The 16,109-nt window shown below is 59.9% G+C and carries 13 protein-coding genes; 6 read left to right on the top strand and 7 right to left on the bottom strand.

From position 1 onward, the window contains the following. Positions 1-12 precede the first annotated feature (12 nt). Positions 13-2,424: a glycoside hydrolase family 10 protein gene (locus ACVW0B_RS06810; protein WP_457491284.1), complete on the top strand. Its 2,412-nt coding sequence runs from the start codon at positions 13-15 to the stop codon at positions 2,422-2,424. A gap of 55 nt (positions 2,425-2,479) precedes the next feature. Here ACVW0B_RS06810 and ACVW0B_RS06805 read toward each other — a convergent pair whose 3' ends face one another. Next, entirely contained in the window at positions 2,480-2,905 is a 426-nt protein-coding gene (locus ACVW0B_RS06805; protein WP_457491283.1) for a hypothetical protein, read from the bottom strand. A gap of 148 nt (positions 2,906-3,053) precedes the next feature. Between ACVW0B_RS06805 and ACVW0B_RS06800 the strand changes: the two genes are divergently transcribed. Continuing rightward, entirely contained in the window at positions 3,054-3,653 is a 600-nt protein-coding gene (locus ACVW0B_RS06800) for a pseudouridine synthase (protein WP_457491282.1), read from the top strand. Between the two features lie 267 nt (positions 3,654-3,920). Here the strand turns inward: ACVW0B_RS06800 and ACVW0B_RS06795 are convergent, their stop codons facing one another. The 5 genes from ACVW0B_RS06795 to ccsB all read right to left on the bottom strand — a co-directional run bounded on the left by ACVW0B_RS06795 (position 3,921) and on the right by ccsB (position 10,426). Continuing rightward, positions 3,921-5,270 carry an adenylosuccinate synthase gene (locus tag ACVW0B_RS06795; RefSeq protein ID WP_011431751.1) on the bottom strand — a complete coding sequence of 450 codons (1,350 nt, stop codon included), beginning with the start codon at positions 5,268-5,270 and terminating at the stop codon, positions 3,921-3,923. Positions 5,271-5,481: 211 nt separating this feature from the next. After that, positions 5,482-6,981, bottom strand: coding sequence for a S41 family peptidase (locus tag ACVW0B_RS06790; RefSeq protein ID WP_457491281.1), 1,500 nt, complete (start codon positions 6,979-6,981; stop codon positions 5,482-5,484). Between the two features lie 165 nt (positions 6,982-7,146). Further along, a complete protein-coding gene (gene tig, locus ACVW0B_RS06785; RefSeq protein WP_457491280.1) occupies positions 7,147-8,829 on the bottom strand; it encodes a trigger factor in 1,683 nt (560 codons plus the stop codon). Between the two features lie 76 nt (positions 8,830-8,905). Further along, positions 8,906-9,289: a LapA family protein gene (locus ACVW0B_RS06780; protein WP_011431755.1), complete on the bottom strand. Its 384-nt coding sequence runs from the start codon at positions 9,287-9,289 to the stop codon at positions 8,906-8,908. An 84-nt stretch (positions 9,290-9,373) separates the two neighbouring features. Beyond that, positions 9,374-10,426, bottom strand: coding sequence for a c-type cytochrome biogenesis protein CcsB (ccsB, locus tag ACVW0B_RS06775; RefSeq protein WP_457491301.1), 1,053 nt, complete (start codon positions 10,424-10,426; stop codon positions 9,374-9,376). Positions 10,427-10,651: 225 nt separating this feature from the next. On the opposite strand from ccsB, the gene ACVW0B_RS06770 reads away from it, so the two are divergent. Next, a complete protein-coding gene (locus ACVW0B_RS06770) occupies positions 10,652-12,040 on the top strand; it encodes a hypothetical protein (protein ID WP_457491279.1) in 1,389 nt (462 codons plus the stop codon). A gap of 256 nt (positions 12,041-12,296) precedes the next feature. Here ACVW0B_RS06770 and ACVW0B_RS06765 read toward each other — a convergent pair whose 3' ends face one another. Continuing rightward, entirely contained in the window at positions 12,297-13,451 is a 1,155-nt protein-coding gene (locus tag ACVW0B_RS06765) for an AI-2E family transporter (protein WP_457491278.1), read from the bottom strand. Positions 13,452-13,575: 124 nt separating this feature from the next. Between ACVW0B_RS06765 and xseA the strand changes: the two genes are divergently transcribed. From xseA to folD, 3 genes are all read left to right on the top strand, one after another. Beyond that, positions 13,576-14,805, top strand: coding sequence for an exodeoxyribonuclease VII large subunit (gene xseA / locus ACVW0B_RS06760; RefSeq protein WP_457491300.1), 1,230 nt, complete (start codon positions 13,576-13,578; stop codon positions 14,803-14,805). Beyond that, positions 14,786-15,022, top strand: coding sequence for an exodeoxyribonuclease VII small subunit (xseB, locus tag ACVW0B_RS06755; RefSeq protein ID WP_414408568.1), 237 nt, complete (start codon positions 14,786-14,788; stop codon positions 15,020-15,022). The genes xseA and xseB overlap by 20 nt, the downstream gene beginning before the upstream one ends. Before the next feature lie 92 nt (positions 15,023-15,114). Next, the gene (gene folD, locus ACVW0B_RS06750) at positions 15,115-15,990 is read left to right on the top strand and encodes a bifunctional methylenetetrahydrofolate dehydrogenase/methenyltetrahydrofolate cyclohydrolase FolD (RefSeq protein ID WP_457491277.1); all 876 of its coding nucleotides are present in this window, start codon (positions 15,115-15,117) and stop codon (positions 15,988-15,990) included. Positions 15,991-16,109: the final 119 nt, after the last annotated feature.

Below are 16,109 nucleotides of genomic sequence, written 5' to 3'. Positions count from 1 at the left end.
GGTTTCCTCTGGGTGGGTCTGCTGGTTTGGACGGGATCCCCGGTTGCCCACGGCCAAAGCGCTGTCCACGGTGCGGAGCACCTTCTGACGGTGGTACGCTTGCCAGGGCAGAACTGGGCCAATATCGAGCGGCAACTGCAGCAGAGCGGCCTCAGCTACCAGGTGATCGACGGGATCGAGCCAGCAGGTTTGCGGGGGCGCAGCACAGTCTTTTTGCCAAACGTGAATCGCCTAACCGTTGCTCAAGCCCATGCTCTCGCCGAATGGATGCAACAGGAAGGGGGTCAGTTGATCGTCAGCGGCCCGCTGGAAATCCCTGCTGAGGCACGGGATCCCTTACGCAGCCTGATTGGCGCCTACTGGAGCGGAGATATTCCTCTGGCCAGTACGGTGCGCCTGACAGAGTTTGCTGAAGCATGGGCCCGCAGCGTTCAGGCGGCCGATCGCGCCAGCGGTGCGGAGCACTTTGTGGTTGCCGGGGGAGCCCTCTTGCCCACCGGCCCGGAAAGTCGTCTGGTGGCCGTCTGGGAAGAGGTGGACATGGGGGACAATGCCTATGCGGTGATTGCCAGCCGCCAGAGTGTGTACCTGGGTTGGCGTTGGGGGGAGTTTCCCGAGGAGACGGCGCAGTTGGATCGGGAGTGGTTGCAAGCGGCTCTGCGCCGGGCCCAAGGCCGTTTCGCTGCCCTCAGACAGGCTGCTGCCACCCCATCCCCTTTGCCAGCGGTGCGGAGCACCATCAACACCCTGGAGTTGCTGGCCATGCGCCAAGAGCTGGGGAGCTTGCTGGGTCGGGTAGAGGGATCCCTGTTGCTGGCTCGGGCCACTCAAGGGGGGGTAGAAGCAGCCGAGTACAAGCCCATTTTGGAGCAAGCCCGCAGCGTGTTGCAACAGCTACCGGCCTGGGTGGAGGCAGGGCAATACGAGCAGGCGCGGCAGGCTTTTGAACAGGCACGGGCGGATCTGTGGGCCCACTACCCGGTGGATCGGTTGACGGCTTTGTCTGAGGTACGGGCCATTTGGCTGGATCGGAGCACCATTGTCGAGGCAGGCTCTGAGGCAGGGCTGGCTCAGATTTTCGATCGCCTGGCTCAGGCTGGCCTCAACACCGTCTTTTTCGAGACGATGAATGCTGGCTTTGCCATTCATCCCAGCCGCGTCGCCCCCCAACAGAACCCCCTCACCCGTGGCTGGGATCCCTTGCGGGCGGCGGTGCGCTTGGCTCATGAGCGGGGCCTCGAATTGCACGCTTGGATTTGGACTCTTGCGGTGGGCAACACCCGCCACAATCTGCTGCCGGAGATCAACTTGCCCCAAGACTACATCGGCCCGGTGCTGACGGCTCACCCCGATTGGGCCAATCTGGACAATCGTGGCCGTCTGTTCCCGCGCGGGCAGCCGGAAACCTGGCTAGACCCAGCCAATCCGCAGGTGCGCAGCTATCTCCTGGCTCTTACCCGCGAGCTAGTGCAAGACTACCAGGTAGACGGAATCCACCTGGACTACATCCGCTATCCCTTCCAAAACGCTGCCAGCCGCCAGGTGTTTGGCTTCGGTCGGGCCGCTCGTCAGGGGTTTCAGCAGTTGTCCGGCGTCGATCCGCTGGAGTTGGATCCCTTGAGGGATCGCTCCCTCTGGCAGTTGTGGACCCGCTACCGCACCCAGCAGGTGAACGAGGTGGTGGAGGCCATTGCCCGCACCGCCCGCTCCCTCAACCCGCGCGTGATCCTCTCGGCAGCTGTCTATGCTCTGCCCAAGCAGGAGCGCCTGCAAAGGCTGCAGCAGAACTGGGAAGAGTGGATCCAGGCAGGGGAGCTGGATCTGTTGATCCCCCTCACCTATGCGGGCAATACACGGCGTTTGGCGCAACTGGTGCAGCCCAATTTGGAAATTGTCAGCCGCTTCTCCACCCTCTTCGTCCCCAGCCTTAATTTGTTGAACTTGCCGCCCGTCGAGTTCTTGGATCAACTGCAGGTGGTGCGGGATTTGCCCACCGGGGGGTTTGCTTTATTCTCGGTGCGGCAGCTTACCCCAGAGCTGGAAGCCATCCTCAGGTCCTCCGCCATTGCCTCGACTCGCATTCCCTATCGGGATCCCTTTGGGGCTGTTCGGGATCGCTTCCAGGCGCTGCGGCAGGAGTGGATGTTTTTGCTCGAGCAGAAACGGTTGGGGTTGTGGGAGCACAGCCAATGGATGGAGCAAATAGAGCGGGTGCAGGGATCCCTGGCGGCCTTGGCAGCGGATCCCACCCCGGAAGCCCTGGAACAAGCCCGTCAGCAACTGGGCAACTTGAAAACCAATCTTGCCACTTGGATGCGGCTGGAATCTCTGCGCAACCCCTATCGAGTTCAAGTTTGGGGCAACCGTCTCGCGGCTTTGGAGATGATGCTGCGCTACGGAGAGCAAACCCTGATGAGGGCATGAAGCTCCCCTCTTGCGGGATGGGGATCCCATCTATCCCCAGAACCGAAAAAAACTGTTATGGGGTATCTTTCGGCATTTCCTCTGCGGGGTCAGGCCCTGCATCCGGCTCCTTGGGGAGAGCAGAGTCCTCAGGGCTGGGCAAGGACTCTGTCCTTCTGGCGCGAACCGCTTCCGGGGAGGTTTCTGGCTCCTCGTCATCGCTACGCGACGCTTCTGGGAACCCGTCAGCAGTGTGTGGCGCTGAAGCGGGCTGAGCAGCAACAGGTTCAGGAGCAGAAGGAGGAGGTGCAGCTGGGATCCCGGCTTCTTCTTCAGGAACGACCGCAGGTGGTTGAGCAGCTTCTCTTTCTTCTTTTTCTTCCTTTTGCCGTTCGTAGCGGCGGCGTTTGTTGCCCTCGTCCACCAGCACGTACACCAGGCTGAGGAGAGAGAGCCCCGCTGTTCCAATCAAAACCCAAAGTAAATTGTTGTCTATGGTCATGGGGTGAGCTCCGTCAAACGCTGCTGGCGGTGGAGGGATGTTGCTCCTTAAGGCTTGATCTTACCGTTGAAGCCGCTCTGCCAAATCTTTCTGCCAAATCTTAAAGATTGGAAAGATTGGGTTCACCAGTTTTGTCATTTTGTGTGTCATGCGCTATCTCAAGTTTTACAAACCCTATGGCGTGCTCACCCAATTCACCGACCAAGCGGGACGGCCTACCCTCAAGTCTTTTATTCCGGTGCCCAAAGTTTATCCGGTGGGGCGGTTGGATCGCGACAGCGAAGGGCTGCTCCTGCTGACCGATGATGGTCGCCTCAATGCCCGCTTGATCGACCCCAAGTTCGGCCATGAGCGCACCTACTGGGTTCAGGTGGAAGGGATCCCCACCCCCGAAGCCCTGCAACAGTTGCAACAGGGGCTGATCATCCAAGGGCGAAAAACGCGCCCGGCCCAGGTTAAGGTCTTGGCTGAGGAACCCACCCTGCCGCCACGGGATCCCCCCATCCGCTTTCGCCGCTCCATCCCCACCACCTGGCTGGAACTGACGCTGCGGGAGGGTCGCAATCGCCAGGTGCGCCGCATGACTGCCGCCGTTGGGATCCCAACTTTGCGGTTGGTTCGGGTTGGACTGGGGCCCCTCTCTCTGGCGGGGCTTGCTCCTGGCCAGTGGCAAGATCTCAGTGAGGTAGAACTGGCCCAACTGCGGCAATATTGTTTTTCTCAAACCATTAGAGTCATTTCAAGTTAGATTAAGACGCTTCCTATTCGCTCGGCAGTGAGGAGCTGGGAAGCAAGACAACGGAACAGTTTTATTCCCTCTTAAATGACTATAAACTAGGACACTGCATCCACACCTAAGACGTTGAACGCACAGGGCCGGAAGGCTTTTCTCCGTAGCTTAGGCGTTTCACCCTAACCTGAAATGACCATAACTTAACTCACATTGATCATTACTGAGCATTTGATCACTACATTGTTAATGATTGCCCTTGTTCCCAATTGTTCTTGAGCCCACTCAGTCGGGCATGAGGGCGTGGGCGCGCTTGCCACCATTGGGGTAGAGAAGGGCCCGCTTGGGGCCGTGGATGGGATCCTCGACGATAATCGTCTGGTCGCGGCTGGCCCCCAGAGAAACAATGGCAATCGGCACCTGCATCAACTGTGCCAAAAACTTCAGGTAATCATGGGCTTCGGGGGGCAAGTCTTGGATGGAGCGGCAATCTTTGGTGGAACATTTCCAGCCCGGCAGGGTTTCGTAGATGGGTTTGCACTGGGCGAAAACCCGGGCATCGCTGGGAAAGTGACGAATTTCCCGCCCCTGGTACTCGTAGGCCACGCACACCTTGATCTCATCCAAGCCATCCAGCACATCCAGTTTGGTGATGGCCAGGCAGTCTAGGCCATTGATTCGCACCGCGTAGCGCCCAATTACCCCGTCAAACCAGCCGCAGCGCCGTTGTCGCCCTGTGGTGGTGCCAAATTCAGCACCGGTTGCCCCCAGGTACGCCCCGATCTCATCTTTGAGCTCGGTGGGGAAAGGGCCTTCGCCAACGCGGGTGGTGTAGGCTTTGGCCACCCCGATCACCCGGTCAATGCTGGTGGGGCCGATCCCAGCGCCAATACAAGCGCCACCGGCAATGGGATGGGAGGAGGTGACGTAGGGGTAGGTGCCGTAGTCGAGATCCAACAGGGTGCCTTGAGCCCCTTCAAACAGGATGTTCTCCCGATCTTCGATGGCTTGGGTGAGAAGCAGAGCAGCATCGGTAACATAGGGGCGCAGCCGCTCGGCATAGGCCAGGTATTGCTCGATAATTGGCTCGGGATCCAAGGGCGGCAAGTTATAGATCTTTTCCAGCAAGACATTTTTGTAGGGAATGGCCCAACTGAGGCGCTCCCGCAGCTGGTCAGGGTACATCAAGTCCACGACGCGAATGCCCATGCGCTCGGCCTTGTCGGCATAGGTGGGGCCAATGCCCCGGCCGGTGGTGCCCAGCCGGTAAATGCCACGCCGCTCCTCTTCTGCGATGTCAATGACCCGGTGGTAGGGCAGGGTGACGTGGGCCGTTTCGGCAATGAACAGGTTGTCGGTGGAAATGCCCAATTGATGCAGTTGGTCGATCTCGGCCAGCAGAACCTCGGGATCGATCACCGTGCCGCTGGCGATGATGCAGCGTTTGTCGGGGTAGAGAATGCCAGAGGGGATCAAGTGTAGCTTGAAGGTTTGGCCCCCCACCACCAGGGTATGCCCTGCATTCACCCCACCTTGATAGCGGACGACCACATGGGCCTTTTCACTGAGGAGGTCGGTGATCTTCCCTTTTCCTTCATCGCCCCACTGGGCACCGACAACCACGACGTTTGCCAAGAGCTTCTCCTACAGTCCGTAGATGGCACAAAAAATCCCCTTTGCGGGGGTTGCTGCACTAATCTACCGCATCGCTCCGGGCGATGTTGAGAGATCAGGACAAAAAGATTAACAATCGATTAACTTTTCTCCGGCAGGGGACAACGTGGAGATGGGCGGGATCCCCGAACCCTCTGGCAAGCCAACAGAGATTCCCCAGTTGCCCTCGCCTTCAGCTCCCCGGCTTGAACAGGCCAATGGCCGTGACCTGGTTGGATCCCACCTCAAAGGCAAAGGCCAGGCCCAGGGCATCGTAGTTGACGTAGTAGCGGTCGTCGCGCAGATATTCTCGGCTTCCCTTGGGATAGGGTACCACCTCGTTGTAGCCGTTCCCGCCGGGCCCGCCGTAAACGGCGATCACTTCCGAATAGGTGGAGCCGATGCGGATCCCTTCGCCGGTCATGGCTTCCGGGTGGGTGGTGTAGATGCGGTTGGCGAAAAAGCTATCCACAATGCCCGGATGACGGTAGGTGAAGAGGATGTAGTCTTGTAGGTAAAAGATCTTCAAGTCGCTGTTGGGCTGAAACACATTGGCTCCAGAGGCCGCTGGGATCTGATCGACATTGCCCAGCAGGTGGGTATCGACGTTGCGGGTATCCATGCCCAGCTCAAAGCGACCGACTCGGCCCTCTTGCACCAGCACGGTAGGCCGTGGGGGCAGGGTGGGTCGCCGGGGGGGCAAGGCCAGCGCTTGCAGGCCGGCATTCAGCCAAGCATTGTCATCTCCTTCCACGGTCTGCAAAGGCACCAGACCCCGCTCCAAAGAGCGACCATCCCCTGTTTTCCAGGTGGCCACGGCCAGTTCCACCGCCGCGCCGGAGGGAAGGGCAAAGAAGCGGGTCTGTCGCTCGCTGCCTTGGGTGGGCTGTCCCAAGATAAGGGTGCTGCCGCTGGCTCCCAACTGGGCAGCCAGGAGGGTGGCCCCCTGGCGGGTGTTGCCATCCACCAGAACGGCCAACGGGATCCCGGCGGCAATGGGCAGATTTTCGCTGTTCCAGAGGGTGGGCTGCCGGAATCGGTCTTCGGTAATCAGCAGCGGCTGGACGGAGCGGGGCAAAAACAGGCGCGCCACATCTGCTACCACTTGGGGGTCGTAGCCCACCGAGCCGCGCAGGTCGAGGACAATGCCCTGGCTGTAGTCTTGGGTGTAGAGGGTTTGGCGGATCTGCTGAGCTGTGGCCGGGGTGAGATCCGGCACTGCCAAATAAACCTGGCGCGGGCCGATCCCGCGGGCTTGTACGGGAGGACGGGGACGGTTGAGCAAGTCCTTGAAAGCTTGCGGATCCCAGAAACGATCGGCGGGATCCCCATACTCCCGCAGGATCTCTTGAATGAACTCGTACTCCACCTCAATGGGGGGGCGGGGATCCCCGTAGCTTCGGGCCAACAGGCGGGTGTAAAGGTCGTTGTAACTGACTGCGGCAGCTTGGTTGCCTGCACCCAAGGACTCGTTGATGAACAATCCCACCAGATGGCGGAGATCCAGCCCGACCGGCTCACGGGGAGGGGAAGGGGCTGCCGGGATCCCTGGATCGGGAAACGAACCTTGGGGATCCGAGGGCATGATGGGCACAGGAGGCAAGGCCGATTGGCCCACAGCGCTGCCGGGCGAGATCCCGGCGATCAGGGTGAGGATCCCCCAAGCCCCAAGTACGCGCGCAAATCCCTTCATGGCAGCCTGCCCTCTTGCAGATGTTGCGAATAGGATAAACCCTAAACGCTCCCCTTTGCCACTGCCAGCAGTGGTAGATATCTATTTTTTGTGACTTGGAACACTAGGGGCTGCGCCCCCTTGCTTTTGAAGGAAATGCCCTCAGCCAGAAAATCCCCAGCGCATTCACTTGCCTTTTTTGTCCTTTTTGCTCGGCTTGGGCTTTTCTGCTGCCGGGATCTCTGTAGCGGTCTCTGCCGCTTTCTCCTCAACTGGGAGCGTTGCCTCTGCCGCAGAGGCTGAGACGGTTTCAGCAGGGGATGCTTCTACAGCCTTTTCTGTAGCTGGCTCGGCTTCCGCAGCTGCAGCTTCTCCATCCGTTTCCGCCCCCGTAGCCGTCTCTGATGAGGATTCAATTGCCTCAGGGATCCCAGATACCTCTGCTTCTGGCCCATCGGCCTCAAACTCGGCCTCTGGCACTTCAACCTTCTCCTCCGAGCCTGCCAAAGAAGTGGGCGCCTGGGTTGGATTCCCCTCGCTATCGACCCAGTTGACCGTGGTCTGAGACTTCAGCCAAGCCATCACCTTGTTGGTCAGCAAGCTTTCATAGACGGCTTGGCGTACTCGGCGTACTCGTTCCCGATCCAGCTTTTGGCCTTGCTGGGCATAGGCCGCCATCACCTCTTCCACCTCCACGTCCAACTCCGTGGAACCTACGGCAATTTGCTCTTGCCGAACGATGGCACTCAGGGCCAAGGTGCGCCGCAGCCGGTTGATGGCTTCGGGTCGGTGGCGCTCCATCAACTGGTTGAGGGTTTCAGGCGGCAGTTGGGACAGGAGCTTGCGGATCTCGCCTGGCGTGACCCCTTGCTGCTGTTGCAGCGAGTGAAGGCTTTGGGATAGCAGTTGCGTCGTTTCCTGCTCGACTAGGGTCTCGGGCAGATCCACCTCGGTGGTTTCCAGGATGGCGTTGAGGATGGCGGTTTCGAGGTTCTCCTCAGATTGTGTCAGGGCATCCTGTTCAAGGCGCTTTTGCAAGTGCTCCCGCAGTTCGGCCACTGTTTGAAAGCTGCTGATCTCTTGCACAAAGGCATCATCCAATTCGGGCAGCTCTTTGGCCTTGATCTCCTTCAGGGAGACGATGAAGGTAACCGTTTTCCCGGCCACCTCTTCTCTGAAGTAGTCGTCGGGGAAGGTGGCTGCGATCTCCTTGGTTTCGTCGAGCTGCATGCCCACGATGCCCGCCACAAAACCGGGGATGAAGTTGTCTTCCTTGAGTTCCAGCTGGAAGTCCTGGGTGGTCATCTCGTCGAGGGGATTGCCTTCTGCATCGCGGGCTGCAAAATCGATCACCACCACATCCCCCAACTGAGCAGGCCGATCTTCTACCGGCAAGAGGGTGGCCCGCTGATCCCGCCATCGGTCGATGAGCTGGTCAATTTGTTCAGGCTTGACGTCAACACGGGTTGCCGTAACGGTCAGCCCTTTGTATTGGCCAACGCGGGCTTCGGGGTACACCTCAACATATCCTGAGAAGCTGAAGTCTGCTTCGGGGTTGAACTGAGCCAAGAGCTGACCCACCTCATCATCCAGCTCGAACCGGCTAATGGGAGTGAGCTGAGCTTCCTTGAAAGCCTGTTGAATGGCCTCGTTGATTAGGTCATCGACAGCACTGGCCAGGATGCGCTCGCGGCCCACCTGACGCACAACAAGATTGCGGGGGGCCTTGCCCTTGCGGAATCCCGGAATTTGGATATTCTGCTCCAGTTGACGCAAGGTTTTTTCGTAGGAGCGCTTCACCCGGTCGGCTTCTACCACGATTTTGAGGCCAACCCGGCTGCCAGGGCGTTTTTCTTGGATAACCTGCATAGGAAGTATGAGCTAGGGAGAGGGGCAAGTAGAAGTTCAATTCTACCTCAACGGCCTGTGGGTCAACCTGGAGATTCTAGGCAGGGGATCCCTCGGTGGCCACTTCTTTTACGTCCTGGATGTCTTCTTGGGGTTCGGCGCGCTTGCTGGGGGGCAGTTGCTTCACTTTGGCTTCCAGCTCCACCACCATTTCCTTGAGTTCGGTGATGGTGACCTCCTTCTCCTGCAGTTGCCGATTTTTTTCCCGGGCTTCGATGCTGAACTGTACGCGCATCCAGAGGCTATACAGCCAGGCGAGGGCGGCCCCAATCCCGGCAGATGCCAGAAGTTCCATCACCAGAGGGCTTTCAACGCTGACGCCGGGGGCAAAAGTAACCGTGACCGGGGTGGCGTTTTGCATGGCAAAGAGGGCAATGGCCAGGAGGGCTGAAAACAAGATCAGGTAGTTGAACAGTCGCATCGTTTTTCTCCTCGAAGGGATCCACTACGGCTTGCCAGCACCAGAATACCCATAAACTCGGGCCGGTTTTTGAGAAAAATTCCCTCAGAAAAACCAGCCATAACTGTGTAAGCCTTTGCCCAGAAAGTTCACCCCCAGATAACACACCCAAACCACCCCAAAGCCTAAGCTGGCCAAGAGGGCGGGGCGTCTGCCTTGCCAGCCTTTGGTGATGCGGGCGTGCAAATAGGCGGCAAAGACCAACCAGGTAATCAAGGCCCAGGTTTCTTTCGGATCCCAGCTCCAGTAGGTACCCCAGGCTTCGTTGGCCCAAACGGCGCCGGCGATAATGCCGATGGTGAGCAGGGGAAAGCCCAGCCCGATGAGCCGGTAGCTGGTGTTGTCCAAGATTTCTGCCAGGCTCAGCCGTTGCCAGGGGATCCCTTCTGGGGCCGGTTGGGGAGGTAGCTCAGCCGACGAGGGGGCAGGGCGGGGGGAGCGGAGGCCGGCATAGGCCAGTTCCGAAGCAGGGGAGGGCAGGGTGGCCTCCGCCCATTCGGGATGGGTTTGGGGTTGGGGAGGGCGAAATTGCAGGCCGAGGGAGTTGCCCTTGAGATGGACATCCTGACCGCGGGTGACGATGAGAAAGCTGATGGAGAGAAGGGATCCCACCAGCAGCGCCGCGTAGGCCAGCAACATCACAGTCACGTGCATCATCAGCCAGTTGGATTGCAAAGCCGGCACGAGGGGCTGGGCTACCTGCATATCTTCCGGCAGCACCAAGGCAGCAAAGGCTACGATCCCGGTTACAACTGGGGCGGTCATGACCCCCACCCAGCGGCTGCGGCTCCAGTAGAGGGCCACCAAATGCAAAGCGGTGATCCCCCAAGCCAGGAAAAACAAAGACTCGTACAGATTACTCAAGGGGAAGTAGCCTGCATCGATCCAGCGGGCCGTCAACAGGGCGGCCATCGTCAAGTTTGCCCCGATCATCCCCGCTAGGCCCAATTCGGTTAGAAGCCGCACCTGGGGAAAAGCTGCCCCACCCCAGTAAAACAGCATGGCCCCCAAACAAATGGCAAACGCCACATTGTTGAGCAGAGCTTGCCACTGGGCCAGATCCATGCCCGCAAGAGCTGTTATCGCCAACAGAGCCATACACGACCTCAAAAGTGTCTCCGACCCGGCTGGAGCCAGGCCAGTTGATCCCATTCTAGGGCGGGGGAAGGGATCTTCCCCAAAGGACACATGCTGGTAATGTGGGGATGGCTTGTCTGCGGCTCGGCAGGATACAAAGAGCATTCGGATGTAAGGCTCATGCAAGAACACGCGGGAAATGCCAGGTTGAGAAGGTGGGGGTTGTTGAGATGGTGGATCTGTCTGTTGACCGCCCTCGTTTTGGCCTCTTGTGGGGGATCCCCGCCTGAACCCTCCCAGGAACAGCTTCCCCAGCTAGAGCGCGTGCCGGTTCCCCCGGAGATTGCCAAGCTGGATGCCCATTTGCAGTATTGTCGCCCGCAAGTTCAGATCCTCAGCCCCAAGCCAGGTGAGGTGTTGTCAGAGCGGCAGGTAACCGTTCGCTTCGCGGTGCAAGGGTACCCACTTTTCAAAGATCCGCAATTGGGTCTCGGCCCTCATCTGCACGTGGTGCTGGACAACCGGCCCTACATCGCCCATTACGATGCCGATGCTCCCCTCGTTTTCAAGGATTTGGAGCCGGGATCCCATACTCTGCGGGTGTTTGCCGGCAAACCCTGGCACGAGAGCTTCAAAAACTCTGAAGCCTATGCCCAGGTTAGCTTCCACGTGCTAGCTCCCACCCCAGAGTACGTGCCACAGCCGCAACTGCCCCTGCTCACCTACAACCACCCCACAGGCAGCTACGGGGCCGAGCCAATCTTGGTGGATTTCTGGCTGGCCAATGCCCCGGTGCGGGAGAGCCTGTTGAGTGACTTGCCACGGGACTGGCGGATCCGCTACACCCTCAACGGCCAATCTGGCCTGCTGGATCGCTGGGAGTCTTTTTATCTGAAGGGCTTCAGGCCCGGTCGCAATGTGATGGTGCTGGAACTGGTGGACAGCAAAGGGGATCCCATCCGCAATGTGTTCAACAGCGCCGCCCGCGAGATCACCTACACCCCTGGCGGCCAAGACACCCTCTCCAAGCTGGTTCGGGGGGAGCTAAAAGCCGAAGAGGCCCTGGCCATCGTCCAGCCCCAGCCCACACCCACGCCGACTCCGGAACCCACGCCCACTCCTACTCCGACGCCAACGCCAACTCCGACGCCAACACCAACTCCGACACCCACGCCCACTCCTACTCCGACGCCAACGCCAACTCCGACACCCACGCCCACTCCTACTCCGACGCCAACGCCAACTCCGACACCCACGCCCACTCCTACTCCGACGCCAACACCCAGCCCGACGCCCACACCCACACCCACTCCGACTCCAACGCCAGAGGCGACGCCCACGCTTGCACCTCGTCGCCAGCCGCGCTTTCAACTGGGCCGCCCCCGTCCGACACCAGAGGGGATCCCGGCTGTTCCAACGCCACCGCCCGTGGTGGCCACTCCTGAACCTGAGCTTACGCCTGAGCCCAGCCCAGAGCCCTCTCCGCAAGCTGTGCCCACTTCAACTCCCCAGCCTGTGGCTACGCCTTTGCCGCGCGTGACCCCCATTCCCTTCCAGGAGCGGCGGGTGCGACAGCAGGGGTTGCGGCTTTTCCCGCCGGGACTCCACAGTCCGGCCTTGCCAGGTGAGCAATAGCGGGACGGAGTCCTTGGTTGACAGAATGCCCTTCGCGCAGCGGGCCGTAGGTCTCACTGTTCTCCCAATGCCCCTCTGCCTGGGTGCGCAGTTGCCAGTTGTCGCGTTCTCACACCGGTCAAGCGCGAGGAGCGTGGAGCGACGGGAAAGAATCCCCCGGCTCTAGCCGTGGGGAGAACGTCGATTCCTGCCCAATGGAAGGGCCGGTCGTGTGGCTAAGCTGATGGGGTTGAGCCAAGCCAGGAGCATTGCCCCCTCAACCTTCTCGCACCGATTGCGGTCGCGGAATGGGATCCTGGTTTTCCGCCTGGGTGGAGCTTTGGATCCCGTTCTCTCTGCTTTCCAACCTGAGCAAGGGCCGCAATCGGGATCCCTGCCAGGGATCCAGGACATCCCGAATTAGCACCTCCTGAATCCACACCTGCAGGATTGCCGCCAAAGGCACGGCCAGGAACAGGCCCAGCACCCCAAAGAAAAAGGCTGAAGTAACTTGAGCTACTAGGGTTAGGGCGGGCAGGAGCGACACCTGTCGGGACATGACGATCGGGGTGAAGACGCTGCTTTCCAACTGCTGGATCAGGATATACAGTCCCAGCACTGCCAAGGACTTCCAAGGGGCATCCGTGAGGGCTACCAGCATGGGGGCTACCACGCTTAAGGTGGGGCCGATATTGGGGATGAAGTTGAACAATCCCGCCAGCACCGCATTGGCCAAGATCAGGGGCACCCCCAAAATCCACAGCCCGATCCCACTCAGCAGCATCACCAAGGTGCTGGTAAACAGGATCCCCATCAGCCACCCTCGCAGCGCCAGCTCACAGCGCTTGAGGATGTAGCGAATGCGGGGACGGTAAAAGGCCGGGAAAACCGAGACAAAAGCGCGACTGTAGGCTTGGGGATCCGCCAACAACAAAATGGTGAGGATGATTACAAACAATAGGTTGAGCAGGGTGCCGAAAAAGGCAGTGAAGGACTGGGAGAAAAAGTCGCGCACCTGTCGCACCAACTCGGTGGCCTGGGGCACCAAGCTATTGGCCAATTCCCGCAGCGTCGGCAGCTCAATATCCGTCGGCAAAGAGAGGATCAAGCTCTCGAACAGTCGCTGGGCCTGAACGATCCCGGCGGGCACCCCATCGGTAAACAGCCGCCGCAACTGCTCCGCCAGGGGGGGCACCACGATTAGCCCCACCAAGATCGCGGCCACCAAAACCGTCAAACTGGTGATGACAATTGAGGGGCCACGCCGAAAGCCGTAGCGCTGTGGGATCTGGGCCAAGGTATCCAATGCTACTGCCAACACAATGGCCGCGAACACCAACAGCAGGATCTGCCGGATCTGCCAAAGCAGAACTAGCAGGCCCAACAGCGCCCCTAGCCCCAGCCACTGGGCGAAGGTCACCCGCCAGCTCACCTCCTCTCTCGCCCGGTTGTCGCCTATTCTAGATGGGATCCCGACAAGTCCCATCGCTATTCGAGAACCCTGGATGCGCGATCCTGTCCCTTCAGAAGTGACTTTAGCCGCCCGCAGCAGTGGGATGGAGTTTTTGCTCACGGATGAAGCTCCCCTGCTCTCGGTGGGGGGAGTGTCCCGTTATTTGAAATCGCTGCTGGCCGGGGATCCCTACTTGGCCAGGCTGTGGGTGAGCGGGGAAGTATCCAGTTGCCAGCGCAACCGCAATGGCCACCTGTTCTTGACCCTGACCGATCCGGAAACCGGCGACGTTCTCAAGGGGGTGGTCTGGCAGGGCCAAACTTCCAGGCTCAGCTTCTGGCCGGAAGTGGGGCAACAGGTGCTCGCCCTTGGGCAACTTGGCATCTATAGCGGCGGCAGCCATTATCGCCTCGTCATCTGGCAATTGCTGCCTGCCGGGGAAGGGCTGTTGGCGTTGCGATTTCAACAGCTCAAGGCCCGCCTCAGTGCTGAGGGCTTGTTCGATAACCAACGACCTCTGCCTGTTCATCCCCAGTGCATTGCCGTCGTCAGTTCCCCCCACGCTGCCGGCTGGGGAGATATTCGGCGCACCCTCAACCAGCGCTACCCCGGGCTACGGGTGCTGTTCTCCCCAGCTCAAGTGCAAGGGGAGGCGGCCCCGGAATCAATTGTGCGGGCCATTCGACGGGTGGAGCGGGATGGGCGGGCCGAAGTGCTTTTGCTGGCGCGGGGCGGTGGAGCCAGCGAAGATTTGGCCTGTTTTAACGATGAGCGGGTGGTGCGAGCCATTGCCGAATGTCGGATCCCGGTGGTCACCGGGATTGGCCACCAGCGGGATGAAACCCTGGCTGACTACGCTGCCGACTACGCCGCCCATACCCCAACGGCAGCTGCCGAGCGGATCGTGCCGGATCTGGGGGAATTGCAGCGCCAGGGATCCCAGTTGCGCCAGAAGTTGATCGAACGCACTCGCCAAGCTTTGGAAAGGGCCCAGCAGCGTTTGCAGCAGGCCCAACACCACCTGGCTTACGTGCATCCAGAGCGGCTGTTGCAACAGGCCCAGGAGCGCTTGACCCAGCGCCAACATCGCCTGCTCCAAGCCGTGCGCCATCGCCTCCGGCAACACCAACAGCACCAACAGGCCCTACAAGATCGCCTACAAGCTCTCGATCCTGAAGCCATTCTGAAACGGGGCTATGCCCTGGTGCGAAATGAAGAGGGATCCCTCATCCGCACCCATCAACTGCCCCCCCAAACCCGCCTGATAATACAACTGGCCTCGGGAAGCCTGTGGGTACGAGTAGAGGAGAGCCATGAACCGCCGCAAACGTGAGGAGCCGTGGCGCTATGAAGCGGCCATTGCCGAAGTGGAAACTTTGATTGCCCAGATTGAGTCGGGGGAGCTGGATCTGGCCGAGGTGGTGGAGCGCTTTCAACAGGCCGCCCGAACCCTGAAAACCTGCGCGGACTTCCTGGAGCAAAAGCGGCAGCAGGTGGAGATCATCATCGAGCAATTGGGCCAAGAGGAAGAAGACCTGCCCGAATCATAGGGATCCCACCCGATCATTTCCCCTGCACTGCTGTTGCCATTCTGCTTCACTATGGATGGTCGTTGGATGGTTGTCTTTATCCTTGCGCCCCCATGCCCGCAAAAATCCTCGATGGCAAAGCCTTAGCCGCCCGTCTGCAAGCGGAGATGGCCGCCCAAGTGCAAGCTTGGATACCCCAGGTGGGGCGGCCACCGGGATTGGCGGTGTTGCGGGTTGGAGAGGATCCCGCCAGTGCGGCTTATGTGCGCGGCAAAGAGCGGGCCTGTGAGCGGTTGGGCATTGCTTCTTTTGGCCGACATTTTTCCGCCCAAGACTCCCCTGCCCATTTGCTCGACACCATCGACCAACTCAATCAGGACGAGCGGGTGGATGGCATCCTCGTCCAACTGCCCCTGCCCCCCGGCTGGGATCCCATCCCCCCCCTTCTGGCCATCAATCCCGACAAAGATGTGGATGGACTCCATCCCCTCAACCTGGGCCGGCTGTTGCGCGGCGAGCCCGGCCTACGCAGTTGTACCCCTTTGGGCGTGATGCGCCTGTTGCAGGCAGAAGGGATCCCGATTGCAGGCCGAAAGGCAGTGGTGGTCGGTCGCAGCATCTTGGTGGGCAAGCCCTTGAGCTTGATGTTGTTGGCCGCCGATGCGACGGTCACCCTAGCCCACTCCCGCACCCCCGACTTGGCAGAAGTGACCCGCGCCGCCGACATTGTGGTGATGGCCGTGGGCCGCCCCCGCCTATTGAGGGCAGACATGGTGAAACCCGGCGCGGTGGTCATCGACGTTGGCATCAACCGCATCGAGACCCCTGCCGGATCTGAGCAACTGGTGGGAGATGTGGACTATGAAGCGGTCAAAGAGTTGGCCGCTGCCATCACGCCCGTACCGGGAGGCGTAGGGCCGATGACGGTAACGATGCTGCTGGCCAACACCCTACAGAGCTATAAACTGCGCAGCCACTTACTTGTGTAGTCATTATTAAACAGGAATGAAACATTTCTGTTGCATTGTTCCCTAACTTCCCTCTCTCTCTGGGAGAAGAGCTGGGGTTGGTCGCGGCAGCGGCACAGAGCGCTTGGGGAGTGTCTCAA

This window comes from Thermostichus sp. MS-CIW-23, from assembly GCF_054059455.1.
Note: the sequence above shows the minus strand (reverse complement) of the source record. Positions and strands in the feature narration are given on the sequence as shown.